General features: G+C 63.5%; 26 protein-coding genes. 7 read left to right on the top strand and 19 right to left on the bottom strand.

Features of this window, described 5'->3' with window-relative positions:
• Positions 1-2 precede the first annotated feature (2 nt).
• Positions 3-563, bottom strand: coding sequence for a carboxymuconolactone decarboxylase family protein (locus V6W80_RS20085; protein ID WP_338545203.1), 561 nt, complete (start codon positions 561-563; stop codon positions 3-5).
• Between the two features lie 166 nt (positions 564-729).
• On the opposite strand from V6W80_RS20085, the gene V6W80_RS20080 reads away from it, so the two are divergent.
• Positions 730-1230 (top strand): GNAT family N-acetyltransferase, encoded by a 501-nt coding sequence (locus V6W80_RS20080; protein ID WP_338545202.1) that lies wholly within the window; start codon positions 730-732, stop codon positions 1228-1230.
• 51 nt (positions 1231-1281) lie between these two features.
• On the opposite strand, the gene V6W80_RS20075 is transcribed toward V6W80_RS20080, so the two are convergent.
• The 12 genes from V6W80_RS20075 to V6W80_RS20020 form a co-directional block, all read right to left on the bottom strand.
• Positions 1282-2097: an SDR family oxidoreductase gene (locus V6W80_RS20075; RefSeq protein ID WP_338545201.1), complete on the bottom strand. Its 816-nt coding sequence runs from the start codon at positions 2095-2097 to the stop codon at positions 1282-1284.
• Between the two features lie 206 nt (positions 2098-2303).
• Positions 2304-2612, bottom strand: a complete 309-nt coding sequence (locus tag V6W80_RS20070; protein WP_338545200.1) for a hypothetical protein — start codon at positions 2610-2612, stop codon at positions 2304-2306.
• A complete protein-coding gene (locus V6W80_RS20065; RefSeq protein ID WP_338545199.1) occupies positions 2609-2941 on the bottom strand; it encodes a hypothetical protein in 333 nt (110 codons plus the stop codon). Before V6W80_RS20065 ends, V6W80_RS20070 begins: the two co-directional genes overlap by 4 nt.
• A gap of 258 nt (positions 2942-3199) precedes the next feature.
• A complete protein-coding gene (locus V6W80_RS20060; RefSeq protein WP_338545198.1) occupies positions 3200-4321 on the bottom strand; it encodes a hypothetical protein in 1122 nt (373 codons plus the stop codon).
• Between the two features lie 314 nt (positions 4322-4635).
• Positions 4636-6273, bottom strand: a complete 1638-nt coding sequence (locus V6W80_RS20055) for a restriction endonuclease (protein WP_338545197.1) — start codon at positions 6271-6273, stop codon at positions 4636-4638.
• A 144-nt stretch (positions 6274-6417) separates the two neighbouring features.
• The gene (locus V6W80_RS20050; RefSeq protein ID WP_338545196.1) at positions 6418-7158 is read right to left on the bottom strand and encodes a hypothetical protein; all 741 of its coding nucleotides are present in this window, start codon (positions 7156-7158) and stop codon (positions 6418-6420) included.
• Positions 7159-7295: 137 nt separating this feature from the next.
• Positions 7296-7583 carry a helix-turn-helix domain-containing protein gene (locus tag V6W80_RS20045; RefSeq protein ID WP_338545195.1) on the bottom strand — a complete coding sequence of 96 codons (288 nt, stop codon included), beginning with the start codon at positions 7581-7583 and terminating at the stop codon, positions 7296-7298.
• A 5-nt stretch (positions 7584-7588) separates the two neighbouring features.
• Complete coding sequence (locus tag V6W80_RS20040) at positions 7589-7903, bottom strand: type II toxin-antitoxin system RelE/ParE family toxin (RefSeq protein ID WP_338545194.1); 315 nt, start codon at positions 7901-7903, stop codon at positions 7589-7591.
• A gap of 200 nt (positions 7904-8103) precedes the next feature.
• Positions 8104-9540, bottom strand: coding sequence for an NAD(P)(+) transhydrogenase (Re/Si-specific) subunit beta (locus tag V6W80_RS20035; protein WP_338545193.1), 1437 nt, complete (start codon positions 9538-9540; stop codon positions 8104-8106).
• A 1-nt stretch (position 9541) separates the two neighbouring features.
• Entirely contained in the window at positions 9542-9856 is a 315-nt protein-coding gene (locus V6W80_RS20030; RefSeq protein ID WP_059316180.1) for an NAD(P) transhydrogenase subunit alpha, read from the bottom strand.
• Between the two features lie 39 nt (positions 9857-9895).
• Entirely contained in the window at positions 9896-11014 is a 1119-nt protein-coding gene (locus V6W80_RS20025) for a Re/Si-specific NAD(P)(+) transhydrogenase subunit alpha (RefSeq protein WP_338545192.1), read from the bottom strand.
• Between the two features lie 124 nt (positions 11015-11138).
• The gene (locus tag V6W80_RS20020) at positions 11139-12011 is read right to left on the bottom strand and encodes an alpha/beta hydrolase family protein (RefSeq protein ID WP_338545191.1); all 873 of its coding nucleotides are present in this window, start codon (positions 12009-12011) and stop codon (positions 11139-11141) included.
• Between the two features lie 73 nt (positions 12012-12084).
• Here V6W80_RS20020 and V6W80_RS20015 point away from each other — a divergent pair, with 73 nt between their 5' ends.
• Positions 12085-12648 carry a TetR/AcrR family transcriptional regulator gene (locus V6W80_RS20015; protein WP_269216689.1) on the top strand — a complete coding sequence of 188 codons (564 nt, stop codon included), beginning with the start codon at positions 12085-12087 and terminating at the stop codon, positions 12646-12648.
• Between the two features lie 60 nt (positions 12649-12708).
• Complete coding sequence (locus V6W80_RS20010; RefSeq protein ID WP_177329639.1) at positions 12709-12846, top strand: hypothetical protein; 138 nt, start codon at positions 12709-12711, stop codon at positions 12844-12846.
• Positions 12847-13452: 606 nt separating this feature from the next.
• Here V6W80_RS20010 and V6W80_RS20005 read toward each other — a convergent pair.
• Both V6W80_RS20005 and V6W80_RS20000 read right to left on the bottom strand, forming a co-directional pair.
• Positions 13453-14301, bottom strand: coding sequence for an ureidoglycolate lyase (locus tag V6W80_RS20005; protein WP_338545190.1), 849 nt, complete (start codon positions 14299-14301; stop codon positions 13453-13455).
• A 43-nt stretch (positions 14302-14344) separates the two neighbouring features.
• Positions 14345-15085, bottom strand: a complete 741-nt coding sequence (locus tag V6W80_RS20000) for an SDR family oxidoreductase (protein WP_017638687.1) — start codon at positions 15083-15085, stop codon at positions 14345-14347.
• A 347-nt stretch (positions 15086-15432) separates the two neighbouring features.
• Here V6W80_RS20000 and V6W80_RS19995 point away from each other — a divergent pair, with 347 nt between their 5' ends.
• Together V6W80_RS19995 and V6W80_RS19990 are read left to right on the top strand one after the other, a co-directional pair.
• On the top strand, positions 15433-16263 hold the full coding sequence (locus V6W80_RS19995; protein WP_338545189.1) for a PhzF family phenazine biosynthesis protein: 831 nt from the start codon (positions 15433-15435) through the stop codon (positions 16261-16263).
• Positions 16264-16610: 347 nt separating this feature from the next.
• Positions 16611-17393: an aldolase gene (locus tag V6W80_RS19990; RefSeq protein WP_338545188.1), complete on the top strand. Its 783-nt coding sequence runs from the start codon at positions 16611-16613 to the stop codon at positions 17391-17393.
• Positions 17394-17402: 9 nt separating this feature from the next.
• Here the strand turns inward: V6W80_RS19990 and V6W80_RS19985 are convergent, their stop codons facing one another.
• Positions 17403-17684 carry a hypothetical protein gene (locus V6W80_RS19985; RefSeq protein WP_017638691.1) on the bottom strand — a complete coding sequence of 94 codons (282 nt, stop codon included), beginning with the start codon at positions 17682-17684 and terminating at the stop codon, positions 17403-17405.
• 381 nt (positions 17685-18065) lie between these two features.
• Complete coding sequence (locus tag V6W80_RS19980; RefSeq protein WP_338545187.1) at positions 18066-20153, bottom strand: hybrid sensor histidine kinase/response regulator; 2088 nt, start codon at positions 20151-20153, stop codon at positions 18066-18068.
• A gap of 316 nt (positions 20154-20469) precedes the next feature.
• Here V6W80_RS19980 and V6W80_RS19975 point away from each other — a divergent pair, with 316 nt between their 5' ends.
• Together V6W80_RS19975 and V6W80_RS19970 are read left to right on the top strand one after the other, a co-directional pair.
• Positions 20470-21831, top strand: coding sequence for an MFS transporter (locus V6W80_RS19975; protein WP_017638693.1), 1362 nt, complete (start codon positions 20470-20472; stop codon positions 21829-21831).
• A gap of 154 nt (positions 21832-21985) precedes the next feature.
• Positions 21986-23050 (top strand): 2-isopropylmalate synthase, encoded by a 1065-nt coding sequence (locus V6W80_RS19970; RefSeq protein WP_017638694.1) that lies wholly within the window; start codon positions 21986-21988, stop codon positions 23048-23050.
• Here V6W80_RS19970 and V6W80_RS19965 read toward each other — a convergent pair.
• Both V6W80_RS19965 and V6W80_RS19960 read right to left on the bottom strand, forming a co-directional pair.
• Positions 23013-23825, bottom strand: a complete 813-nt coding sequence (locus tag V6W80_RS19965; RefSeq protein WP_338545186.1) for an AraC family transcriptional regulator — start codon at positions 23823-23825, stop codon at positions 23013-23015. The two genes, V6W80_RS19970 and V6W80_RS19965, sit on opposite strands and share 38 nt — an antisense overlap.
• Complete coding sequence (locus tag V6W80_RS19960; protein ID WP_338545185.1) at positions 23825-24319, bottom strand: MarR family winged helix-turn-helix transcriptional regulator; 495 nt, start codon at positions 24317-24319, stop codon at positions 23825-23827. Before V6W80_RS19960 ends, V6W80_RS19965 begins: the two co-directional genes overlap by 1 nt.
• Positions 24320-24381 lie beyond the last annotated feature (62 nt).

The following is a 24381-nucleotide window of genomic DNA, read 5'->3' as shown; positions in this document are numbered from 1 at the left end:
CGCTATTCGGCGAAGGGCAGGGGCGCGTCGCCGCCCCGATCCACCGCGAAGGCGTTGAGGGTCATGGCCACCAGGCTGTAGTAGCCATAGACGCCGATCAGCTCGACCATCCCCGCTTCACCGAACAGCGCCACGCCCTGCTGATAGAGCTCCTCGGGAACCCGCCGGGTGTCGTAGAGCGCGACGCCAATGGCATGCACGCAGGCCTCTTCAGGCGTCGCGAAGACCGGCACGCGGCCTTGCCTGAGTGCCTCTATCACCTGGTCAGGGAGACCCGTCTGACGGGCGATGGGCTCATGGATCTGCCATTCGGCCTGGGAGCGCCACCAGGCCGCGGTGGTGAGGATCGCCAGTTCGGTGAGGCGCAATTCCAGTCGCGTGCCGTAGCGGCAGAACGCACCCAGGCGCTGAGCATGATCGGCCAGCGCCGGACTGTGGATCCAGGCCAGGAAGGGCCCGTCGAGATTGCCCCGTGGACCGCTTTGGATCTCGGCCAGCACGCGCTGCTGTTCTGCCGTCGTGTTCTGTTCGGACAGGGGCGTCAGCCGCGATGAGAGAGGCATGATGGTTATCCTCGACAGGTAGGGCACTCATCCAATACCACCTCAGGTCTCCAGGGCAAGGTCTCGCTATCGCGCTCAGGCCCGCGTGTCAGAGGTCGCAATCAGGCTGGTGGCATCCCCCTGGCTCTGGTCACAATCGGGCCTGACGTTATAGAGGAATCAGCCGATGACGCAGAGCTACACCACCTTCTACTTGGAGATGACCGCGCCGACCGAATTGCGCGAGAAGCCGCCACGGCCTGACCTGCAGATCGTCGAGTGCGAGGTGCCGCAACCCGAACTCAATCGCTTCCTCTATGCCCTGGTCGGCCAGGCGTGGGACTGGAGCGATCTCGACAGCTGGAGCGACGCCCAATGGCGCGAACTGGTGGAGCAGGAAGGCCACCGCACCTGGGTCGCCTATCACCGCGGCGCCATCGCCGGTTACTACGAGCTGTACCGCCCCGATGGCCGCAATGCCGAGATCCGCTACTTCGGTCTGGCCGGTGCCTTCATGGGCCTGGGTTTCGGTGGACCGCTGCTGAGCCATGCCCTGCGTTCCGCCTGGGACTGGCCTGGCACCGAGCGCGTCTGGGTGCATACCTGTACCCTGGATCACCCGGCCGCTCTGGCCAACTATCAGGCGCGTGGGCTGCGGCTCTACCACCAGGAAGACACCCTGCTCTGAAACACCGGCATAGCCGCTTACGCCAGGCCGCGGTCTTTGCCTACTCTCCGGCTAGGGCGCTTCCGCCGTCGCGGGCGTCACCGCCGAACCGGCCAGCAGGCCGCCGTCCAGATTCAGCTCGCTGCCGGTCATGTAGCCGGCCTCGTCGGAGGCCAGCAGCAACGCCACCGCGGCCACTTCCTCGGGCCGGCCAAAGCGCCGCAGCGGCGTATCCCGCACCAACGCCGCCATGCGGGCCGCGCGGTCCGGTCCGGCGCCGAGCATAGGCTCCCACATCGGCGTGAGGATGGCGGCGGGGTGGATGGAGTTGCAGCGGATCGCGAGGCCCTGCTCCGCGCAATAGAGGGCCACCGTCTTGCTGTGGTTGCGCACGGCGGCCTTGGACGAGGCATAGGCCGCCGCGCCGGGGATACCCACCAGCCCGGAGCGCGAGGAGATATTGATGATGGACCCGGCCCTAACCGGGCGCATGGCACGGATGCCGTATTTGCAGCCGAGAAAGACGCCGTCGAGGTTGGTGCGATGCACCGCGTGCCAGTCTTCGAGACGGGCGTTTTCCGGATCGTGAGCCACCAGGCCCTGCTCGAAGCCGGTGATCCCGGCGTTGTTCACCAGCACGTCCAACCGGCCACGCTCTGCGAGGATCTGCCGCGTCACCCGCTGCCAGTCGTCTTCCAGGCGCACATCCAGGTGCAGGTAGCGGGCACCGTCCCCCAGCTCGGCGGCGACGGCGCGGCCGAGGTCATCGTTGAGGTCGGTGACATAGACGAAGGCGCCCTCCGCCACGAAGGCCCGGGCGATGGCGGCGCCTATGCCCTGGGCCGCGCCAGTGACCAGGGCGGTCTTGCCCTTGAGTTTGGCTGCCATGCGAGTACGCCCTCCAGATCGTGACTAGCCTCAGAGGGTAGCCCAGGCGGTTCGGTCAGGGGGCCAGCATCATGCCCGATGATTAGCTGTACGGTCTATTGCCGGGATAGACGCCTGGAAACGCTAGTTATAGCGAACCAATTCACTAGAACAGATCGGCCGACAGGAAGGCGCAGTGGAGTTCTGCTCTGTCGGCCCATTTTTACCTAGGCTTTCTCAGGTTGAGATGAGGTTTTAGTTCCTGCGTAGGCCCTAAGGATGACGTTACGAGGAAAAGACTCCGATAGATTTTTTTCTTCGAACAAGTCGGGTCCAATAAACTTCTCGTGGCTAAGCCCACTGAACGATATGGATCTGTTGTTGGGAAAGCGAATCTGGTAGTTGGGTTTTATACCTTGCCCGGTGTTACCAAATCTGACCGTCGCGCCTTCTCTACGCATGTTGTCCAAAACCGTTCTCAGGAAGATAAGACCAAGCTGCGGCAGGTTTTCCTCGGTCCAAATGAACTTGCTCATTGTTGTTCCTCGGGCTTGGCATAGCGGGCAGCAGTTTTGTATAGATCCTTTCTTCGGATGCTGACGTCAATTTGCTCCAGGCGATAGCCTAGGCTCTCCATTACCTGCTTAACCATGCGCCCGGTCATCTGTTTCACTCTATCGGCTTTGATTTCATCGCCGAATTCAGCCAGCAGATGAGGTTGAAGGCCCTCGATCGCGGGTCGTTTCAAATAGGTGGTGGTTTCCAAACAAGCTATAGAGGTGTCTCTGTGCAAGAATTGCCACAGAGCACTGGCCAGCGGAGTGTGAGCAACGTCAGAGAAAGAGCCGGCATCGAAGTCTTTCATGGTGCGCTATAGCCTCGGGCTGTTTAGGTATAGCGACAGTACCTGCCTACTGTGGCAGGTACAAGACAGCCTTTGGATTGAATTTACGCGCTGGCTGCTAGGCCTTGTCCTGCGATTAATTGAGCCGAAGCCGCAATTCCAAGGCCGGTATTAATGCTTTTCCGCTAGCTTGTTTGGCAGCGTACATGTCAACGTATAGCGAGGCATTGAGAAGATAAGCCCCTTTAACTTCAGCCCATTTTGCGCGACGAATTAGACCTACTGGTTGATTACCGCATGGTTGGAAAAGCCGCTCTGGGTGATGTTGATGGCATTGCCGGCGGTGTTCTGGGTCAGGTCGGCGGTGTGCTGGAAGCCGCTCTGGCTGGCAGTGATGCGGGAGGCGTCGCCGGTTACGTAGGCCGTTACCCCGAGGCCGTTGCCTTGCTGATCCACTTTCAGCTGACCATCGTTGCCGAGGTAATAGGCATTGATGCCATTGCCGTCGCCAGTGGACGCCAGGTCCAGCTGATTGCCCTCGCCCGAGACGATAGCGGAGGCGCCATTGCCGTTACCGGTCTGCGCCAGGGTCAGGGTGCTGCCCACGCCATAGACGTTCACATCGGCGCGGTTGAGATCGCCGCGCTGGGCGATGTCGACGCTGCTGGGGCGCGAGTAGCTGCTGGAGTGCCGGACCCGGGCATCGTTGCCGTTGCCTTCCTGCACCACCGTGGAATCCACCCGCTCGCCGGCCTGCTTGAGACCGACATAGTTGTCATTGCCGCGCTGCTCGATGAGCGTTTTGGAGTCCTCGCCGTTTTGGCTCACCCAGACCCCGTTGCGCAGGCCGAAGCTGGTCACCTGCAGGTCTTGGCGGTCACCGTGCTGAGCCAGGTCGAGCTTGCCGTCGAGGCCATCCTGACGCACCGTCAGGGTGTTCTGGCCCGCGGCATAGCTGTCCTGCTCGATATCGATGCGGTGATAGCCACCGTCCTGATGGACAGAGGTGTCCTGCCGCAAGCCGCTCTGCCGCACCACCGTCTCGTTGCCACTGCCCGGCCCCTGATCGACCTGCACCCGGTCATAGCCGCCATCGCGCTGCTCGATATCCACCAGGCGCTGCGAGCCCCACGCCTGATTGACCTCGACAGCGCTCTTGCCATTAGTCTGCAGCACCCGCACACGGTCATCGGCATCGTTCTGCTGGGTGACCTGGGCATTGAGAAAACTGCCGCTTTGCTGGATATCCGCCTGGTTGCGAGCCGACAGCTCGCTGCCCTGGTTCAGGTTCACCACGTTGAAGCCGCCGTTCTGCTGGACGTTGGCCGTATTGGACGCGGCCCAGGCGGCACCGGTGTTGGCCAAGAGCAACGCGACCATGAGGGAGCGGGAGGTTTGCATGGGGACGGTCCTTGTGAGTGATTGCTGTGGCCGAGTGTACTAATTGATAAGAAATGGACAGAGGTGTTGGCTTTATTAGGGAGTAATCTAATTGACGATGCAGGACTTTCAATCGGCCAATGGATTGATATGTGATGCCTGGATAGGGTTAATGTGGTTTGATTTTTGAGGGGTTGTTCTCTAGTGCGCGTGATGGTTTTAGGGTATGACTTTGTGTTGGTATTTGTTTAGATCTTGCGGTAGTTATTCTAGGGGTGATTTTTATAGGCTCGCAATCAGAAATTTTTTATTGTTTTTTAATTGTTGTGCGTTTCCTAATTCTCAGGCATCAATATTCGTGCTTCGATTCCTATTTCTTGGAGGAGGAAAAGCAATCCGCCACCCTCGATCAGCTCTATGGGTTTGTCTTTAGCAAATTCAAAAGCGTCTGGTCCATAGCCACTAGTGGTTACTAGGATGCCTTTGTTTGCACCTTCGTTCATCATCGTTCCATAAAGATCTCTAACTGCTGAAACTCCCACGGTGTGCCTATAGCGTTTTGCTTGGATTACTACTTTCCCTCCTAAAATTGGGCGAGGGTCGTAAGCAATACAATCAACACCTCCATCTCGTGAGGATCTTGTAAGTTTTGACTCCAGTCCCATCTTTGAGAAAAGGTTTGCTACAAGAGTTTCAAACTCGTATGGGTTAAGGTCCATCAGGTTGGTGGCAGAACTCAACTGTGACGTAAGGTCCTGTTGGTCAACAAAACGTTTGTCTATCATGTGAAACTCAATAATGGGTCTGACGGGTTGAGCTTCGCTTGGGGATCTAGAAACATGGGCGCCTAGGTTTTTTAGGCACACGGCGCGGTCTACCCGCGCTAAATCTATCTCTGTAAAATTTTTGCGCGTCGTTCGGACAGAAACAAGATGTGGCTGTATCTCGCGTCCGGTTGCGGGGTCGATTGTGCTCACATATCCGCTAAAGCAGCAGGTCTCAAGAAACTCACCTTGGTCAGCCTCGAAGATTTCATGTAAGCATCTTAGTGCTATGCTCGCCACAAGATCTGAATATAATGCTTTTATTTCTGCGGGTTTGCGCAGTTTCTCAACGATTTCGTCCCTGGTTTTAACATAGCGATACTCAGCTACGCTTGGAATTATCTCTACGGTAGGGATTTCGTACTCAACTACCAGTTGTTTTGATTCAGGTTGGTAGGCCAGAGAAAAATTTTGCGGAAAACCTTCTGGGTAGACAGATTTTTCGAGAACCATGCTGCAGTAAGCTATAATAGACTCCGGGTCACCCTCATAATAAGAGTAACGAAACGCATCGACTTCAGAATCGCGAAGCGCTTTCTTTTCTAGAAAAGCCGACACCCTTGCTTCATAGTCCTCGCGAGCTTTCTTCAATAGATCTAAACGTTGCGTGTTCTGAATGTTGACTTGCTGCTCGCTAGCAATGTATTGCTCATTGGCAAGTCTTAGTTTTTCGGAGTGTTTGGATTTGTAGCCCGGTATCAAAAAAGCATACCAAGGTAAGGAGGGCAGCTTTGACGTAAATGACTCTAAAGAGGGGCCTTTTATTGCAGTTGTTAAAGACTTTGCTGGAGCGAATGGCGATGGGTTTTCTAGAACCCTAAGCGAGTCAAAGGTAACTGTATCATCAACCATTAATGTTGCGGATAAGATATTTTCAAGTTCGTTTAGGGAAAGCGTAATGTTATCATTTTTGTCGCGTGCTTCTTGCATTTGAAATTCTAGATAGTTTTGCTTTGCAAGTCGCTCGGATTCGCGACTATAGCGAGCTTGCTCGCGTTCTTTTATAGCCCTATCCCTTCTTCGTTGACGCTGCTCACGATCGGTCTCACGCTCTAGAGCGCGTTGCTCAGAGGCTCGCAGTCGTTGCTGTTTGGCTGTTTCACGTGCTATGGCCCGAATCACTTTCTCAAAGCCGCTTCTTTTTGCCATATGCCCTCTTTTAATCAAAAAGTTGTATAAAATATATAAGGGAAATTTTCAGTATAGACCGATCTCTGCCAAAGCGTTGGGCAGTAGAAATGGATTTGAACGGACTGGAATTGGCGGATTCGATAGTGCTTTACTAAAAATGGATCATCTCATCGGCCCAAACTCTTCAGCCGCTGAGCAATACCTCTCGCGAGTCAACTCCTGCCCCTTGGCCTTATCTAATGCTGCACATTGTCCCTTGAACCACTGTTTCGCACCCTTCCTACACTCCCGATACTCAATCGAACCCCTGCGGTGATTCCCACAAACGCTGCCGTAATTAATCCGATTGTCTTGCACCTCCCACCTAGCCAAATACGAGCCACTGCCGTCCCATTTACGAACCCAGTGGCTTTCGCTGAAAGAGGGTGAGGAAGAGGTACGCACGGGAGCTAACTCCCGCCCTGCCTTGTACTGGGCGAGATAGGTCGCAGACACCATTCCCTGCGGAGCCGAAGCTGGCTCTTGTGCGCGAGGCACGGCGCCATAGCGGCACCGCAGTACCTCTTCATCCACCACGTTGCCTTGCTTGAGGCAGGCATCTAATGGCTGAGGGGTGGCTATGGCTTGGCGCGGGGCAGGTGCCGAGGGAACAGGTGGAGGTGCGGGAGTTTGGCTTTCCGCGACTTCAACGGAAGGTTCAACCACAGGAGCGGGATGCAGCCAGCGCTGCACCCATGGCCAGTTGAGCCAGAGCAGGGCAACAGGCACCAGTAGCCAGATGAATAGCAGGGGAGAGCGCTGAGCCTTGCGGCGGCGGTGGTAGTCGGGAACGGCGTCGAGTTCGGCGACGAGCGCGGCGCGGTAGTCTTGCGCGGTCTTGCCGTGACGGTCTTTGGGTGGCATGGCGGCGTCCTGGCCGGGGCCGAGACGGGGGATCGTGACGGCTGCTTCCTTGTGATGGAGTTCACGTTAGGTGGGGTAGGGCGAGGCGTCAAGGGCGTTTTGGCGGAATAGTCTTACGGATGAAAGGTGGCTTGAGCCTAGGCGCCCAGTGCGGCGAGGACGTGCTCAGGATCATTCTTGAGAGCGATCAGCAGCGCCTTGGCAGGGCCGGTGGGTTCGCGCCGGCACTGCTCCCAGTTGCGCAGGGTGCCAACGTCTATGTTGATCTTCCTGGCGAACTGCGCCTGGCTCAGGCCGGTGGCCTGGCGGATCTGCTTGATCTGCAGGGCATCGATTTGGAATTCGCGCGAGGATTGGCGTTCCCCCCGGACGATCTCGTCCATTTCGGTGGCGCTCTGCAAGAGCTCGTCGAAGAACTTGGCCATGGTGCTTATCTCCAATGTTCGATGAGGCCCTTGAGGGCCTTGCGCTGGTCGTCGGTCAGGTCGTCCTGCTGGTTCTTCGGATAGATCAGCAACAGGGCGATGCGAGCGTCTGCGGTGAATTGGTAGTAGATCACCCGCGAGCTACCACGCTTGCCACGACCGTTGCTAGCGACCCTGATTTTGCGCAGTCCGCCGGTGTCTTTGATCACGTCCCCGGCCGTGGGATGCTCCGCTAGAAAGCGTTGAAACTCGGCATAGGCGTCGTCGTCGAGCAACTCCTTGACGAGCCGCGTGAAAACCGGTGTTTCGATGAAGATCATCTGCAGCGTCCATGCGTCAGTGACGTAGAGCCATTGGACTAGAGTCGCGGGCCTACGTCAATGGCGTATGGGGGCTTGAAGAGCACGGTGGCTTGGACAGCCAACGGAGAGAGGGTGAGACGTTGAGTGACCTGCGGAAGAGGGACGGCTGGCGTTCGCCGCCTGGGGAGCCAAGCCACCCGGCGGCGATCCAGATCCCCCTAGTCCACCGCCTTCACCATCTCCTCGATCACCTTCTTGGCATCGCCAAAGACCATCAGGGTCTTGTCCAGGTAGAAGAGTTCGTTGTCCAGGCCCGCGTAGCCGCTGGCCATGGATCTCTTGTTGACGATGATCGTCTTGGCCTTGAAGGCTTCGAGGATGGGCATGCCGGCGATGGGTGACTTGGGGTCGTTCTTGGCCGCCGGGTTGACCACGTCGTTGGCGCCGAGCACCAGCACTACGTCGGCCTGGCCGAATTCGGAGTTGATGTCGTCCATCTCGAACACCTGGTCGTAGGGCACCTCGGCCTCGGCCAGCAGCACGTTCATATGGCCGGGCATACGGCCGGCCACCGGGTGGATGGCGTATTTCACCGTCACGCCGTTATGCACCAGCTTCTCGGTGAGCTCCTTGAGCGCATGCTGGGCGCGGGCCACGGCCAGGCCGTAGCCGGGGACGATGATGACGCTGTCTGCATTGCCCAGCAGGAAGGCGGCGTCGTCCGCCGAGCCGGATTTGACCGGGCGTTGCTCCCCGCTGCCGCCACTGGCTGCCGCTTCCGTCGCCCCGCCGAAGCCGCCGAGGATGACGTTGAAGAAGGAGCGGTTCATCGCCTTGCACATGATGTAGGAGAGGATGGCACCGCTCGATCCCACCAGCGAGCCGGCGATGATCAGCATGGAGTTGTTCAGCGAGAAGCCGATGCCGGCGGCGGCCCAGCCGGAGTAGCTGTTGAGCATGGAGACCACCACCGGCATGTCGGCGCCGCCGATGGGGATGATGATCAGCACGCCGATGACGAAGGCCAGGGCCACCAGCACGGCGAAGGCGCCGAGGTTGCCACTGAAGGTGAACATCAGGCCCAGGGCGAGGATGGCCACGCCAATGGCCAGGTTGAGGATGTGCTGGCCGGCGAACTGCACCGGGGCGCCCTGGAACAGGCGGAACTTGTATTTGCCCGAGAGCTTGCCGAAGGCGATCACCGAACCGGAGAAGGTGATGGCGCCGATGGCCGCGCCAAGGAACAGCTCCAGTCGGTTACCACTGGGGATCGGCTGGCCAAAGGTGGCGACGATGCCCAGGGACTGCGGCTCGACCACCGCGGCGATGGCGATGAACACCGCGGCCAGGCCGATCATGCTGTGCATGAAGGCCACCAGCTCGGGCATCTTGGTCATTTCCACGCGCTTGGCCATGTAGGCACCGGCGCTGCCGCCCACCAGCAGGCCGACGATAACGTAGCCGATGCCCTGCACCGCCAGCTCGCTGCCGAGCTTGTGGATCAGCGCCAGGGTGGTGAGCACGGCGAGGGTCATGCCGGCCATGCCGAAGGCGTTGCCGCGGCGCGAGGTGGTGGGGTGGGAAAGGCCCTTGAGCGCCTGGATGAAGCACACCGAGGCGACGAGGTAGAGCAGGGTGATGAGGTTCATGCTCATGTCAGGGCTTCTCCGCCTGGGCCTTGGGAGCCTTCTTCTTGAACATTTCCAGCATGCGGCGGGTGACGAGGAAGCCGCCGAAGACGTTGACCGCCGCCAGGGCCACGGCCAGGGTGCCCATGGTCTTGCCCAGCGGGGTGACGGTGAGAGCGGCGGCGAGCATGGCGCCGACGATGACGATGGCGGAGATGGCGTTGGTCACGGCCATCAGGGGGGTGTGCAGCGCGGGGGTGACGTTCCAGACCACGTGGTAGCCGACATAGATGGCCAGCACGAAGATGATCAGGTTGTAGATGCCGTCGGAAATCAGATCCATGGGGGCAGTCCTTTAAAGGCAGAGGGGCCGGGCTGGGGCTCAGGCGTTCTTGCGGCGCAATTCGCCGCCGTGGCACATCAGGCAGGCGGCGACGATGTCGTCCTCCAGGTCGAGGTGGAAGGCCCCGTCCTTGAACATCAGCTTGAGGAAGTCCAGCAGGTTGCGGGCATAGAGCGCCGAGGCGTCCGCCGGCACCCGGGCGGCCAGGTTGCCGTAGCCCACCAGGGTGACGCCGTGCTTGACCACCACCCGGTCCAGCTCGGTCAGCGGGCAGTTGCCACCCTGGCTGGCGGCCAGGTCGATGACCACGGAGCCGGGCTTCATCTCGGCCACGGTGGCTTCGTGCAGCAGGGTGGGGGCACGGCGACCGGGGATCAGCGCGGTGGTGATGACGATGTCGGCCTGCTTGGCGCGCTCGTGCACGGCCTTGGCTTGGCGCTCCATCCAGGTGGCCGGCATGGGCCGGGCATAGCCGCCGACGCCTTCGGCGCACTGGCGCTCCTCTTCGGTCTCGAAGGGCACGTCGACGAACTTGGCGCCGAGGGATTCGATCTGCTCCTTGACCGCAGGGCGCACGTCGGAAGCCTCGATCACCGCGCCGAGGCGCTTGGCGGTGGCGATGGCCTGCAGCCCCGCCACCCCGGCGCCAAGGATCAGCACCCGCGCGGCCTTCACCGTGCCGGCAGCGGTCATCAGCATGGGCATGAAGCGCGGATAGTGGTCGGCCGCCAGCATCACCGCCTTGTAGCCGGCGATGTTGGCCTGGGATGAGAGCACGTCCAGGCTCTGGGCGCGGGAGGTGCGCGGCGCCGCTTCCAGGGCGAAGGCGGTGAGGCCGCGGGTGTTGAGCTGGTCCAGGGTCTCCTGGGCGAAGGGGTTGAGCATGCCGATCAGCACGGCGCCGGGTTTCATCAGCGCCAGCTCTGCCGCATCGGGCGCCGCGACCTTGAGCACCAGGTCGGCGCCCAGCGCCGCGGCGGCATCGCCGAGTTGGGCGCCGATGGCGGCATAGGCCGCGTCGGGCACGCTGGCGCGTTCCCCAGCGCCCTGTTGCACCACCACCTGGTGGCCCTGGCCGATCAGTTTCTTGAGGGTTTCGGGGGTCGCGGCCACGCGCGTTTCCCCCGCACCGGTTTCCATCGGGACGCCGATCAGCACGGGTGTCACTCCTTGTTATTCGTGCCGCCACAATGGGACCTGGGGCAGCGGGATGACTGTCCGGAAACGACGGGGAGCTTTTGGAAAAGCGACAGGCGCGCCGTGTTGGCGGCCTGTTTGGGACTCAGCTCAGACCTGGTGAGCGGGGCAGGGCGGCGAACCAGTCCAGGGCGCGATCCCACAGGGGCTGGGCGTTGGCGCGGAAGTAACCCATGTGGCCGATGGCGCCGCCGTGCTGGCGGGGGTCGAGGTCTTCGCGCTGAAGGTCGACGTTGCGATAGGCCTGCATGAAGGCATCGCGCGAGCGCGGCGTGGCCCAGAGATCGTCTAGGGCATTGACCGCGACGATGGGCGTGCGCACCTCGGCATAGCCGGCCTCGATGCCCCGCATGGCCGGGTCGTCGAAGAAGTAGTGGGGGTAGCTGCACCAGTGCCGCCACTGGCGATAGACGTCGCGCGGCAGGTCTTCGCCCAGGCCCAGCGCGCTCCAGGGACAGTAGCCCTTCCACCAGGTCAGCACCGGCAGCACCAGCTTCCACATGCCCAGCACCTTGAGGCGTTCGAGCGGCGGCATGTAGCCGTGCCAGCCGGCGCTGGTGCCGAAGACATAGAAGCCGGCGACCTTGGCGTGGTTGGGCAGCAGGCCGAAGGCATGGCCGCCATAGGAGTGGCCGACCAGGTAGAGCGGGACGTCGCCCTGGGCCATGGCGTCCACGGCGGCGGCGAGGTCCTGGCGCGCCCAGTCCAGCAGGTCCATGCGAAAGCCCTTGAGCGAGGCCGGTGCCGAGCGGCCGACGCCACGATAGTCCAGGGTCAGGGTCTCGAAACCGCGCATGGCGGCATGCTGGGCGAAGCGCCGGTAGAAGCCCTGGGGCACGGCGGTGGCCCCGGCGACGATTAGCCGTCCCTGCAGCGGCGCCTGGGCGGGATAGCGACTGGTGCTGAGGCGATAACCGTCCGCGGTGATCAGGTCCTCGACGAGGGCGTCGCTGGGCATGGGGTGGTCCCTATGACAGTTGTTATAATGCCTGGACGGTAGATTATGACGACTGTCATAGCAAGGAGAATGAATGACCGAGCAGTCGACGGTGCGGGAACGGGTAGTGGTGGCCGCGTCGGCCATGCTGGCGCAGCACGGCCTCAATGCCACCAGCATCCGCGAGACCATCAAGCGCGCCGAGGCGCCGCTGGGGTCCACCTATCATCACTTTCCCGGCGGCAAGCATCAGCTGGTGGTGGAGGCGGTGGAGCTGGCGGGCGCCCAGGTCAGTCGCGATCTGGAGCGGCAGCTGCAGGCCGGGGCCCTGGCGGGGATCCAGGGCTTCCTAAGGCTCTGGCGTGATATCCTGCTGGACTCGGATTTTCGCGTCGGCTGCCCGGTGATGGCGGTGGCGGTGGAAGAGCCGGTGGACGAGATCGCCCAGCGCGAGCTGGACGCGGCGGCGGGCATCTATCGCCGTTGGGAGGCGCGCTTGCAGGTGGCGTTGGTCGAGCATGGGCATTCGGCCGAGGCGGCCACGGGGCTGGCCACCTTGCTGGTGGCGGCGGTGCAGGGGGTGATTCCACTGTGTCGTGCGCAGCGCAGCATCGAACCCTTCGACCGGGTCGCCGAACGTCTGGTGGCGCTGATCTAGCGGGAACGTAGCCGGGGCCGGCGGACTCCACCGAGGGCACTTCTTTTATCGGAGTACCTCATGAATCCCGAACCCGCGGACGACAAGCAGACCCCCCACGACTACGACGAATACGGCGACGTGCCGGATTCGGCGGACACCACCACCACCGAAGAGCGCGAGGACCTGGACGACAGTCCCTTGAGTCCCAAGCGGTAGCGGACTGGTGTTTGGCGCGTGGACAAGGCTGCGCCGTTGTCCACGCTACGAGGTGCCACGATGCCGGCCCCTCGTTGGGCTTCGTTGCGCTCAGCACCAACCTACGTCGGGCCTAGCGTAGGGTGGAAAACCGCAGGGCGTTTTCCACGCATCGCTGCTCTCGGCTAGCGCCAAACCTAAAGGCTATCCACGGAGCCGCCCCCTCTCCCTCTGGGAGAGGGCTGGGGTGAGGGTGCTCACCCTTTGTTGGGCTTCGCTGCGCTCAGCGCCAACCTACGTTTAGTCTGGCGTAGGGTGGAAAACTGCATGGCGTTTTCCACGCATTGCTGCGCTCGGCTAACGCCAAACCTAAAGGCTATCCACGGAGCCGCCCCCTCTCCCTTTGGGAGAGGGTTGGGGTGAGGATGCTCACCCTTTGTTGGGCTTCGCTGCGCTCAGCGCCAACCTACGTTTAGTCTGGCGTAGGGTGGAAAACTGGATGGTGTTTTCCACGTAGTGAGGTTCTCTGATTACTCCACGCGTGCTCTTCATCGGCATGACCATTTCCTCACCCCCCGTGCCCGTTCAAAACGGGCACGGCGATGTCAACGCGGATGAAGGGAGCTTTCAGTCGGCGGCGACGGTGCGCTGGTGCTGCTCGCCCAGGCCCTGGATGCCCAGGCGCATTTCCTGGCCGGGCTTGAGGTACACCGACTGCGGCTTGACGCCCATGCCCACGCCCGGCGGGGTACCGGTGGAGATGACGTCACCCGGCTGCAGGCTCATGCAGCGGCTGAGGTAGGCAATGATCTGGGCCACCGTGAAGATCATGGTGCGGGTGTTGCCGTTCTGGTAGCGGTGGCCGTCCACCTCCAGCCAGAGATCGAGATTCTGCGGATCGGCCACCTCGTCGGCGGTGACCAGCCAGGGGCCGAGCGGGCCGAAGGTGTCGAAGCCCTTGCCCTTGTCCCAGGTGCCGCCGCGTTCGAGTTGCCACTCGCGCTCGGAGACGTCGTTGACCACGCAATAGCCGGCCACGTGATCCAGGGCATTGGCCTCGTCGATGTAGCGCCCGGCCTTGCCGATCACCACGCCCAGCTCCACTTCCCAGTCGGTCTTGGTCGAGTCGCGGGGGATCTGCACCGCGTCGTTGGGGCCGCAGATGGCGCTGGTCCACTTGTTGAACACCACCGGCTCCTTGGGCACGTCCAGCCCGGATTCGGCGGCGTGATCGGCGTAGTTGAGGCCGATGCAGATGAACTTGCCGACCCGACCCACGCAAGGACCCAGGCGCGGTGAGCCGTCCACCAGCGGCAGACTGTTCGGGGCCAGCTGGCGCAAGCGGGCCAGGGAATCGGCGCCGAGCACCTCGCCGGCAAGATCGGCCACCTGGCCGGAGAGGTCGCGAAGCCGGCCCTGGGCATCCAGCAGACCGGGTTTTTCCTGGCCCTGGGGGCCGTAGCGCAAGAGTTTCATCGGAGCTCCTATGAGGGGAAAAGGGTGCGGACGAAAAACGGCGTCAGACGCTCCAGCCGCCATCGATCACCTGGGCGGTCCCGGTGACGAAGGCGGCGGCGTCGGACGCAAGATACAGGGCGAGGGCAGCGATCTCTTCCGGGCGGCCCACGCGACCCATCGGCTGGCGGGCGGCGAAGGCGGCCTGCACCTCGGCTTCGCTGCGGCCTTCGCGGGCGGCCTGGTCGGCGATGCGCTGGTGCAGCGAGGGAGAGTCCACGGTGCCGGGGCAGATGGCGTTGCAACGGATGCCCTGGCCGACATAGTCGGCGGCCACCGACTTGGTCAGGCCGATCACCGCCGCCTTGCTGGCGCCATAGGCGCAACGGTTGGCCACGCCCTTGAGGCTGGAGGCGATCGAAGCCATGTTGATGATGCAGCCGCCGCCCTGGGCCAGCATGCCGGGTAGCACGGCGCGGATCATCCGGTACATGGCGGTGGCGTTGAGTTCGAAGGAGAAGCGCCAAGCCTCTTCGTCGCAATCGAGGATGCTGCCGGCATGGACGTAGCCGGCGCAGTTGAACAAGACGTCGAAGCTGCCCAGCTCGGCGACCAGAGCCGACACGGCCGCGGCATCGGTGACGTCGAGCACCCGGGTCTGCAGGCCATCCAGGCTGTCCAGGGCGGCGGCATTGATGTCGGTGGCGATGACCTCGGCACCGGCGCGATGGAAGGCGAGGGCGGTGGCCCGACCGATCCCCTGGCCGGCGGCGGTGACCAGAACGCGTTTGCCTGCATGACTCATGCGGGAGACCTCTTGGCTGGCTTTTGTTATGGATCGCCTGACCGCCAATGGTCATGGGTCAGGCCGTCGGTCGTATTGTTTAGACCCCGCCAGGTTCACAGGCAAGGATTTTTTCGCGACACAATGCGCGACCTGAACGAGGCGGCAGTACCCCTTTCGGTGATCGGAAAGGCCAGGTTCCAATGATAGATCGCTGTCCGACTCCGCGTCCTCACCGCCGCCAAGTAGCTGCCGGGCAGCTTCTCTTCCGACACCCATCTGTACGGACCTTTCGCGGCTTGGCTGTGGCTGGTCCGGCCTGGGCTCCACCGGTGACAATCGGCTCTTTGCCCCAAGAGCCTGCCGCCATGTCCCTCGTTTTCCATCAGGTTGATGTCTTCGCCCAGCACCCCCTGGAGGGCAATGCCCTGGCGGTGGTCTGCGGTGCCGATCAACTTTCCACCGAGCAGATGGCCGCCCTGGCGCGCTGGACCAATCTGTCGGAGACCACCTTTCTCCTCGAGCCCACAGATCCAGCCGCGGACTACCGGGTGCGCATCTTCACCCCAGTCCGCGAGCTGCCCTTCGCGGGCCATCCGACCCTGGGCAGCTGCCATGTCTGGTTGCGCGAGGGCGGACGACCCCAAGGCGGCGAGGTGATCCAGGAGTGCGGCGCCGGCCTGGTGCCCATCCGCGCCGCCGGGGACGAGCTGGCCTTCGCCGCGCCGCCACTGCTGCGGAGCGGGTCGGTGGCGCCCGAGGTGCTGGCGTGCATCGCCCGTGGCACCGGCCTTTCGCCCGCGCGCTTCCAGGCCAGCCAATGGGCCGACAATGGCCCCGGCTGGGTCGCCGTGCTCTTGGAAAGTCGCGAGGAGCTGCTGGCGATCCGCCCGGACTACGCGGCGCTGGAAGGCCTCAATGTCGGCCTGATCGCACCCTGGACGGGCAGCGCTGCCGAGGCGCAGTTCGAGGTTCGCGCCCTGATGGGCGATGAGTTCGCCGAAGACCCGGTCACCGGCAGCCTCAACGCCAGTCTGGCGCAGTGGCTGATCCCGGCGGGACTGGCCCCGGAGCGCTACCTGGCCAGCCAGGGCACGGCCATGGGTCGCCGTGGTCGGGTGCGGGTGGCACGCATCGCCGACCGCATCTGGGTGGGTGGCGCGGTGCAGGACTGCATCCGCGGCACCCTTACCCTTTGACCGCGGATCAAAGCCCGACCGAGCGTCCCTTGAAGCCGGCGGCATCGAAGTAGCGGGTGTCGCCGAGTTCTGGGTCTTGAGTTCGGTGACCAGGCCGCCCGCCGGCGCAGCACGCCGCACCTGGTGGCTGGCCTTGACCCGCTTGTTGCCCTCCAGACTCTCGCCGAGCACCCGACCAGTTGCCCCTTGGCTGGGATCTCCAGGGGCAGCAGGTGGGCCAGGGCTCTCTACGGAAGCGAAGACAGCAGATATATAACAAGAGACTGCTGAATCTTCATGATGATAGCCCCATGGCAGGGAGCGGCATCCTTTGTGCAGCGTTCCGGCCTCTTCCCAAGGAGCAACCCATGGCCCACGCCTTCGAGAGTACCGACGCCACTGCCCATCAGCTTGATCTGAATACCCCAGCCATCCGCCAGGCGCGCATCGATCTGGCCGCCTGCTTTCGCATGGCCGCCCGCCTTGGGCTGGGCGAGGGCATCTGCAATCACTTTTCCTTCGTGGTGCCGGGCCACGACGAGCTCTTCCTGGTCAATCCCTATGGGCTGGCCTTCGCCGAGGTGACCGCCTCCTCGCTGCTGATCTGCGACTTCGTGGGCGGTGTAGTCGTGGGAGAGGGGGCTCCCGAAGCCACCGCCTTCCATATCCACGCCCAGCTGCATCGGCTCAATCCGGGCGCGCGGGCGGCTTTCCATACCCATATGCCCCACGCCACGGCGCTCTGCCTGCTGGAAGGCGACCCCTTCGTCTGGGCCGGGCAGACCGCGCTGAAGTTCTATGACCGCCTGAGCGTGGACGAGGACTACAACGGCCTGGCGCTGGACGCGGCCGAAGGCGAACGCATCGCCCGGGCGGCGGGTGACGCGGCGGTGGTCATGCTGAAGAATCACGGACCCCTGGTGCTGGGACCGAGCATCGCCGAGGCCTGGGACGATCTCTACTACTTGGAGCGCGCCGCCGAGGTGCAACTCAAGGCCATGGCCAGCGGCCGACCACTCAAACCGGTGGCGCCAGCCATCGCCCACGCCGCCTGCCAGCAGATGCTGCAGGGCAATGCCGACAGCGCGCGCCTGCACCTGGACAGCGTGAAGCGTCAGCTCATGCGGTTGGAGCCGGATTATCGGGACTGAGCGGGGCGGTCAGCCGCCGCGGAGGCGGCGCTGGGGCACGGCCTGAGGCTGAGGGGTAGAGCGGTCCAGGGAGTCGATTACGACACTGGGCAGCTGGGCATCCAGCTGCTCGACCAGGCGCTCGCGCAACTGGCGCTTGATCGTGCGGCTCAGGTCGAGCTGTCCATGATGATCCAGGGCCAGAAAGCCCTGCCGGAGCATCTCGATGGACAGGGACGGGGCCTCCGCGCCGAGGGGGCAGACATCGAAGGCGAGCGACGAGGCGGTGGCTGACGGCATCCTGGTGATCATGGCTGTCCCTCCTGGACGAGAGCCTCATGATGCCAGGGCCGGCGAATGTCGCTGCAGTGGCAAAGCGCGGACCCGTGGACTGTTGCGCATTTTGTCGGCGCGAAAAAAAGCCCGGGATCCTCCCGGGCTGAAAGCGCAGATGTCAGCTTCTACGATGCCTTTCGGCACGAGGTATAGCTTGCCATCGTCCGGCTTATGGCTGGCTTAACGTGATTAGCGAATCAACGAGGCCAGCAGGGCCATGCAGGCGATCAGGGTAAAGATCAGCAGCAGGTGAACCAGAGAGCGCTTGTCCATAGGCTTCTCGACAACAGAGGGCACTGAAAGAAGTGATGGCGAATAGTAGCAAAAAGCCATTATTCGTAATCGCTCAGGCTGGGTTCAGCGTTCGTCGAGCAGTAACTGGATGCGTCGCTCCAGCGTATCCAGGGTGAAGGGCTTGGTCAGCACCCGCATGCCCGCCTCGAGATCCCCGGCACCTATGACATTGGCCTCGGCATAGCCGGTGATGAACAGCACTGGCAGCTGCGGCTGCAGGCCGCGCAAGGCATCGGCCAGCTGGCGACCGTTGAGCGCGCCAGGCAGGCCGACGTCGGTGACTAGCAGATCCAGATGGTGGTCGGGCGGGAGCAGCGCCAAGGCGGTGACGGCATCGGCCGCTTCCAGCACCCGGTAGCCCTGGGCGGTCATGGCGTCCACCAGCAGGGTACGGATGGTCGGTTCGTCGTCGACCACCAGGATGGTCTCGCCCTGGCCGGGCAGGTTGGGTTCGGGCTCGGGATGGACCGGGGGGCTGATCACCGGCGCTAGGCCATGGCGCGGCAGATAGAGGTGTACCCAGGTGCCCGCGCCGGGGGCGGAGTCGATGCGGATCTCGCCCCCCGATTGCAGCACGAAACCATGCACCATGGAGAGCCCCAGTCCGGTGCCCTGGCCGAGGGGCTTGGTGGTAAAGAAGGGATCGAACACCCGGGCGAGGACCTCGTCGCTCATGCCGCTGCCGGTATCGCCCACGCTCAGGCGCACGAAGTCGCCCGGCGGCAGCGCCTGGTGCTCGGCCTGGGCTTCGTCGAGACACTCATTGCCCAGGACGATACGGATGCGACCGCCGTCCGGCATGGCGTCGCGGGCATTGAGGCAGAGGTTGAGCAGGGCGTTTTCCAACTGGGAGGCGTCGATGTGGGTCAGCCACAGCTGGGGATCGGCTTCGCGCTCCAGGGCGATCTGCGGGCCGATGCTGCGCTGGATGAGGTCTTCCAGACCGATCACCAGTCGTTCCAGCGCCACCGGTTGCGGATCCAGGGTCTGGCGCCGGGAAAAGGCCAGCAGCCGGTGGGTCAGGGCGGCGGCGCGCTGGGCGGCGCTGCGGGCGGTGCCGGTGTAGCGATCCAGGTCCTGCAGCCGGCCCTGGCGCAGACGCAGGTCGAGCATCTCCAGCGAGCCGAGGACGCCGGTCAGCAGGTTGTTGAAGTCATGGGCGATGCCGCCGGTGAGCTGGCCGACGGCCTCCATCTTCTGCGACTGGCGCAGGGCCTCTTCCATGACCTGGATGCGCTGTTGTTCTTCAAGGCGCTCGGTCACGTCGTAGGCGAATTGATAGGCACCGATGGAGCGTCCTTCGGCATCGTGCAGTGGGCTGAATTGCAGTTCGTAATGGCGCCGGCCCGGCCCTTCGCCCAGCGAGATGATCTCGCTGAAGGTCTCGCCGGCAAAGGCGCGGCGCCAGTGGGCGAGGATGCCGTCGCGCAATTCGGGCCGCTGCCTGAGGCTTTCGCTGAAGGAATCGCCGATGCGCGGCCGGACCCCGATCTCCTGCTCGAAGACATCGGCGCCGGAGCCGTTGATCGCCAGCCAGCGGAAATCGAAATCCAGCACCTGGATCAGGGCGGCGGCGCCATCCACCACGTTGGCCAGGATGCGATTGGCCGCCAGGGCGGCCTGTACCCGTTCTTCGAGGGTCTCGTTGAGTTGCCGCAGAGCCGCTTCGGCCCGCTTGCGCGGGGTGATGTCCTGGAACAGCACCGCGACCTGCCGGCGACTGGCCGGCTCGATGCGAAAGGCGGTGACGTCCAGATAGCGGCCGGTGGCCACCAACTCCTGCTCGAAGCGGATGGCTTCGCCGGTCCGCAGCACATGGCCGTAGCGATCGAGCCAGGCCTGGGCCTCGTCGCCGACCATGTCGCGCAGCTTCTGGCCGACCACGTCGGGGATGCCGGCATGGGCGGTATAGGCTGGATTGGCCTCGACATGGACATAGTCGCTCAGCGGTCCATGGGGGCCGTCGATGAATTCGATGACGCAGAAGCCCTCGTCCATGGCATTGAACAGGAACTGATAGCGCTCGCTGGCCAAGGTGGCGGCGCCTTCCCGGGGCGCCGCGCACGCGTCCAGCTGCTGACGCAGGTGACGATTGCTCTGCTCCAGCTCGGCGAGGCGCGCCAGCAGGGAGGGGGTATCGGCGAAGGACACGGCAGGCTCGGCAGAAAAGATGAGGCGACGGCTTCGCTTCAAAGATGGGGCATTAGACGTCCGCGGGCGCGAAAGTGCCAGGCGCGTCACAGATCCTTCGCCCCTGTATTTCTCGCCTGCCCGCGCTCATTCGAGGCGCAGGGAGGACGGGGTCGGGCAGGGTGTTTACCCCCAGACGAGATGGCTGACCACTCTGCTTTGGGTGGATTGACACCTTTGAAAGTCACTCATACGATGTCATATGAATATCTGGTAACAGCTTTCCAACGACCCCGGTTCACCCCGGTCAATAACAACAAGTCAGGAAGCCCATTCAATGACTATCCAGGTCACTCCCGAGACGGAGTCCGCCCTGCGGCCGCAGGACACGCCCGTCGCCGCTACCTCGCAAACTTCTCGTTTCACCCGCTATCGCTGGCTGATCTGCGCCCTGCTGTTCGTCGCCATCGGCATCAACTACATCGACCGCCAGATGATCGGCATCCTCAAGCCCACGCTGCAGGCGGACCTGGGCTGGACGGAGACCGACTACGCCAAGATCGTATTCTGGTTCCAGTGTGCCTATGCCATCGGCTTCCTGACCTTTGGCCGCATCATCGACAAGGTCGGGGTGCGCATCGGCTACGCCCTGGCCTTCACCATCTGGACCATCGCCAGCATCGGCCACGGCATCGCCCACACCGTCACCCACTTCGTGCTGGTGCGCTTCACCCTCGGCTTCGGCGAGTCCGGCAGCTTTCCGGCCAGCCTCAAGGCGGTCTCGGAATGGTTTCCGCAAAAGGAACGCGCCCAGGCCACCGGATTGTTCAATGCCGGCACCGCCATGGGGCCTATCATCACACCTTTGCTGGTACCGGCCATCACCCTGGCCTGGGGCTGGCGTGCGGCCTTCATCTCCATCGGCCTGGTCACCGCCCTGTGGCTGATCGCCTGGCTGCTGATCTATCGCCGTCCCCACGAGCACCCCAAGGTGAGTCGCGAAGAGCTGGCCTACATCCAGGCCGACGACGGCTCCCCGGTATCGGCCAAGCCCGCCGTCGAGACCAAGATCTCCTGGTTCAAGCTGCTGACCTTCCGTGAGACCTGGGCCTATGCCGCCGGCAAGTTCCTCACCGATCCGATCTGGTGGCTGTACCTGTTCTGGCTGCCGGACTTTCTCGGCAAGACCTATGGCCTGAATCTGAAATCCTTCGGTCCGCCGCTGATCGCCATCTACATCCTCGCCGATATCGGCTCGGTGATGGGCGGCTGGGGCTCCTCCAAGCAGATGAAGCTCGGTCGCAGCGCCAACCTGGCGCGCAAGACCACCATGCTGCTCTGCGCCCTGGCGGTCATCCCCATCGTCACTGCCCAGTTCGTCTCCAGCCTGTGGCTGGTGGTGGGCATCATCGGCCTCGCCGCCGCGGCCCACCAGGCCTGGTCGGCCAACCTGATGACCCTGCCGTCGGATCTCTTCCCCAAGGAAGCCGTGGCCTCGGTGATCGGCATCGGCGGTACCGCCGGTGCCATCGGCGGCATGCTGATGACCACCTACAACGGCTACATCCTGGAGATCTTCAAGTCCTACCAGCCGATCTTCATCGTGGCCGGCAGCGCCTACCTGGTGGCCATCGTGGTCATCCATGTGCTCACGCCGCGCCTCAAGCCGGTGCCGCTGGAGCGCATCTCGGTAGACTGATCGTTAGCGTCCGAGGCACACACAGCCGCCGGATCATCCCCGGCGGCTTTTTTCATGCCGGTGGCTGTCCGGATCGCGCAGGGCGCTGTCCTGCTCGCGAGCGCAGCGGCCAGGGTGGCCGGTCAGACTCTGGGGCCTAGCCCTGGAGTCTCCCATGCTCAAGCAACCCCAGACCAAGTACCAAGCCTTCGCCGCGCCCCACCTGCCCGATCGCCAATGGCCGGGCCGTCAACTGACCGAGGCGCCGCGCTGGTGCTCCACCGATCTGCGCGACGGTAACCAGGCGCTGATCGAGCCCATGGGACTGGAACGCAAGCGGCGCTTCTTCGCCTTGCTGCTGGCAGTGGGTTACCGGGAAATCGAGGTGGCCTTTCCGGCGGCGTCCCAGACCGATTTCGCCTTCGTGCGCGAACTGGTCACGGCGGACGGGCTGCCGGACGATCTCTGGCTGCAGGTGATGACGCCGGCGCGCCACGAGCTGATCGACCGCACCTTCGCGGCCCTGGTGGGCGTACCCCGGGCCATCGTGCATCTCTACAACGCCACCGCGCCGCTGTTCCGTCGGGTGGTGTTCGACCAGGATCGCGCCGCCACCCTGGCCATGGCGGTCGCCGGGACCCAACGCGTGCGCGCCCGGTGCGATGCCCAGCCGGAAACGGCCTGGACCTACCAGTATTCACCGGAGACCTTCTGTTTCACCGAGGCGGACTTCGCCCTGGAGATCTGCCAGGCGGTCCGCGAGGCCTGGCAACCGTCGGCGGAGCGCCCGCTGATCCTCAATCTGCCGGCGACGGTGGAGGTGGCCACCCCCAACGTCTATGCCGATCAGATCGAGGGTTTCATCCGCGGCCTGGGGCCGGCGCCCCATGTGACCATCAGCGTCCATCCGCACAATGACCGGGGCACCGGGGTCGCCTGCGCCGAACTGGCCCAGCTGGCCGGGGCGACGCGGGTGGAAGGCTGCCTGTTCGGCAATGGCGAGCGCACCGGCAACGTGGACCTGGTGACCCTGGCGCTGAACCTCTACAGCCAGGGCATCGCGCCGGGGATCGATTTCTCCCGCCTGGAAGAGGTGGCCAGCGTGGTGGAGGCCTGCAACCAGCTGACGATCCACCCGCGCCATCCCTATGGTGGTCGTCTGGCCCTGGCCGCCAGCTCGGCGCAGCGCGCGGCCCTGGGGCTCATCGATCCAGCCGAGCTGGGCCGGGTGGCGGGCTAGGGACGACGGGCAGTTCCGTCTGGCCCCGATAGGCCGAGGGCGACACGCCCAGCACCTGGCGGAAGCGGGTGGCGAAGGCGCTGGGACTGGCATAGCCGTGGTCCAGGGCCACGTCGACGATGGCATGGCCGGCGGCCAGCGAGGTGAGACTGGAATCCAGTCGCGCCCGCTGCAGCCACTGCCCGAAACTCAGGCCGGTCTCCTTGAGAAACAGCCGGCTCAGGGTGCGTTCGCTGACCGCCAGCCGCGTGGCGGCCCGGGTCAGCGTCCAGCGCTCGCCCGGGTACTGGCGCAGGTGGCGACAGAGGTCGGCGAGCGTGGCATCCACCGGCCAGGGCAGGTGCAGGCCGGCGGTGGGCGAGCCCTGCAACTCGTCGAGCATCAGCTGCAGGATATGCCAGGCGCGACCCTCGGCCGGTCGGTCGACCGGCAAGGGTAGGGCGGCGAGGATGAGTTCCCGCAGTAGCGGCGAGACGGCGATCAGCTGGCAGCGCGTCGGCAGCTCGGCGCGCACCCCGGGATCGACGAACAGGGTGCGCACCTCGACCCGGCCCAGCAGGTGCAGGTCGTGCTCTTCGCCGGCGGGCACCCAGACCCCCCGTCCGGGTGGCACCACCCAACGGCCCTGGGCGGTATTGACGATGACCACGCCGCAGAGCGCATGGATCAGCTGCGCCTGGCGATGGCTATGGGGCGGCACCCGATCGCCATGGGCGTAGTCCTGGGCCACGGCGTGCAGGCCGTTGCATGAACTGAAGTCGATGAGCCTGGCCATCAGCAGGGTGCGCGGCCGGCCAGCCACTTGCCCAGCAGGGCATCCAGCTGCCGCTGCTCGGCCTCGCTGAGGGTGGCCAGGGCGCGGCGTTCGTTGTCGACGTGGGCGGCCATCAGCCCGTCGATCAGGGCGAAGCCCGCGGCGGTAAGGGCGACCAGGGTACTGCGGCGATCCTCGGGATTCTTGCGCCGCTCGATCAGGCCGGCGCGCTCCAGGCGGTCGAGGCGATTGGTCATGCCGCCCGAGGAGATCATGGCCGATTCATAGAGCACCGTCGGGCTCAGGGCATAGGGTTCGCCGGCGCGCCTCAGGGTCGCCAGGACGTCGAATTCGCCATAGTGCAGCCGGTGTTCGTCGAAGAAGGGCTGCAGGACATCGCGACTGAGCACCTGGGCCACCTCGCCCAGCCGACCCACCAGGCGCATGGGCAGGGGATCCAGGTCGGGGCGCTCGTGGTGCCACTGGTCCACGGCGAATTCGGCGCGATCGGCCATCGGCTTACCTCGGGAATATATCTTGATGTTAAGATACTTCTCGTCAAGAGAAATACTGCGTT

Source organism: Pseudomonas benzopyrenica (assembly GCF_036884265.1).
In the GTDB taxonomy this organism is placed as follows: Bacteria; Pseudomonadota; Gammaproteobacteria; order Pseudomonadales; family Pseudomonadaceae; genus Chryseomonas; species Chryseomonas benzopyrenica.
Note: the sequence above shows the minus strand (reverse complement) of the source record. Positions and strands in the feature narration are given on the sequence as shown.

What these genes read in the sequence shown, in the direction of transcription:
- V6W80_RS20085 (WP_338545203.1), bottom strand. Translation starts at nt 563, where the DNA reads ATGCCTCTCTCATCGCGGCTGACGCCCCTGTCCGAACAGAACACGACG.
- V6W80_RS20080 (WP_338545202.1), top strand. Translation starts at nt 730, where the DNA reads ATGACGCAGAGCTACACCACCTTCTACTTGGAGATGACCGCGCCGACC.
- V6W80_RS20075 (WP_338545201.1), bottom strand. Translation starts at nt 2,097, where the DNA reads ATGGCAGCCAAACTCAAGGGCAAGACCGCCCTGGTCACTGGCGCGGCC.
- V6W80_RS20070 (WP_338545200.1), bottom strand. Translation starts at nt 2,612, where the DNA reads ATGAGCAAGTTCATTTGGACCGAGGAAAACCTGCCGCAGCTTGGTCTT.
- V6W80_RS20065 (WP_338545199.1), bottom strand. Translation starts at nt 2,941, where the DNA reads ATGAAAGACTTCGATGCCGGCTCTTTCTCTGACGTTGCTCACACTCCG.
- V6W80_RS20060 (WP_338545198.1), bottom strand. Translation starts at nt 4,321, where the DNA reads ATGCAAACCTCCCGCTCCCTCATGGTCGCGTTGCTCTTGGCCAACACC.
- V6W80_RS20055 (WP_338545197.1), bottom strand. Translation starts at nt 6,273, where the DNA reads ATGGCAAAAAGAAGCGGCTTTGAGAAAGTGATTCGGGCCATAGCACGT.
- V6W80_RS20050 (WP_338545196.1), bottom strand. Translation starts at nt 7,158, where the DNA reads ATGCCACCCAAAGACCGTCACGGCAAGACCGCGCAAGACTACCGCGCC.
- V6W80_RS20045 (WP_338545195.1), bottom strand. Translation starts at nt 7,583, where the DNA reads ATGGCCAAGTTCTTCGACGAGCTCTTGCAGAGCGCCACCGAAATGGAC.
- V6W80_RS20040 (WP_338545194.1), bottom strand. Translation starts at nt 7,903, where the DNA reads ATGATCTTCATCGAAACACCGGTTTTCACGCGGCTCGTCAAGGAGTTG.
- V6W80_RS20035 (WP_338545193.1), bottom strand. Translation starts at nt 9,540, where the DNA reads ATGAGCATGAACCTCATCACCCTGCTCTACCTCGTCGCCTCGGTGTGC.
- V6W80_RS20030 (WP_059316180.1), bottom strand. Translation starts at nt 9,856, where the DNA reads ATGGATCTGATTTCCGACGGCATCTACAACCTGATCATCTTCGTGCTG.
- V6W80_RS20020 (WP_338545191.1), bottom strand. Translation starts at nt 12,011, where the DNA reads ATGCCCAGCGACGCCCTCGTCGAGGACCTGATCACCGCGGACGGTTAT.
- V6W80_RS20015 (WP_269216689.1), top strand. Translation starts at nt 12,085, where the DNA reads ATGACCGAGCAGTCGACGGTGCGGGAACGGGTAGTGGTGGCCGCGTCG.
- V6W80_RS20010 (WP_177329639.1), top strand. Translation starts at nt 12,709, where the DNA reads ATGAATCCCGAACCCGCGGACGACAAGCAGACCCCCCACGACTACGAC.
- V6W80_RS20005 (WP_338545190.1), bottom strand. Translation starts at nt 14,301, where the DNA reads ATGAAACTCTTGCGCTACGGCCCCCAGGGCCAGGAAAAACCCGGTCTG.
- V6W80_RS20000 (WP_017638687.1), bottom strand. Translation starts at nt 15,085, where the DNA reads ATGAGTCATGCAGGCAAACGCGTTCTGGTCACCGCCGCCGGCCAGGGG.
- V6W80_RS19995 (WP_338545189.1), top strand. Translation starts at nt 15,433, where the DNA reads ATGTCCCTCGTTTTCCATCAGGTTGATGTCTTCGCCCAGCACCCCCTG.
- V6W80_RS19990 (WP_338545188.1), top strand. Translation starts at nt 16,611, where the DNA reads ATGGCCCACGCCTTCGAGAGTACCGACGCCACTGCCCATCAGCTTGAT.
- V6W80_RS19985 (WP_017638691.1), bottom strand. Translation starts at nt 17,684, where the DNA reads ATGATCACCAGGATGCCGTCAGCCACCGCCTCGTCGCTCGCCTTCGAT.
- V6W80_RS19975 (WP_017638693.1), top strand. Translation starts at nt 20,470, where the DNA reads ATGACTATCCAGGTCACTCCCGAGACGGAGTCCGCCCTGCGGCCGCAG.
- V6W80_RS19970 (WP_017638694.1), top strand. Translation starts at nt 21,986, where the DNA reads ATGCTCAAGCAACCCCAGACCAAGTACCAAGCCTTCGCCGCGCCCCAC.
- V6W80_RS19965 (WP_338545186.1), bottom strand. Translation starts at nt 23,825, where the DNA reads ATGGCCAGGCTCATCGACTTCAGTTCATGCAACGGCCTGCACGCCGTG.
- V6W80_RS19960 (WP_338545185.1), bottom strand. Translation starts at nt 24,319, where the DNA reads ATGGCCGATCGCGCCGAATTCGCCGTGGACCAGTGGCACCACGAGCGC.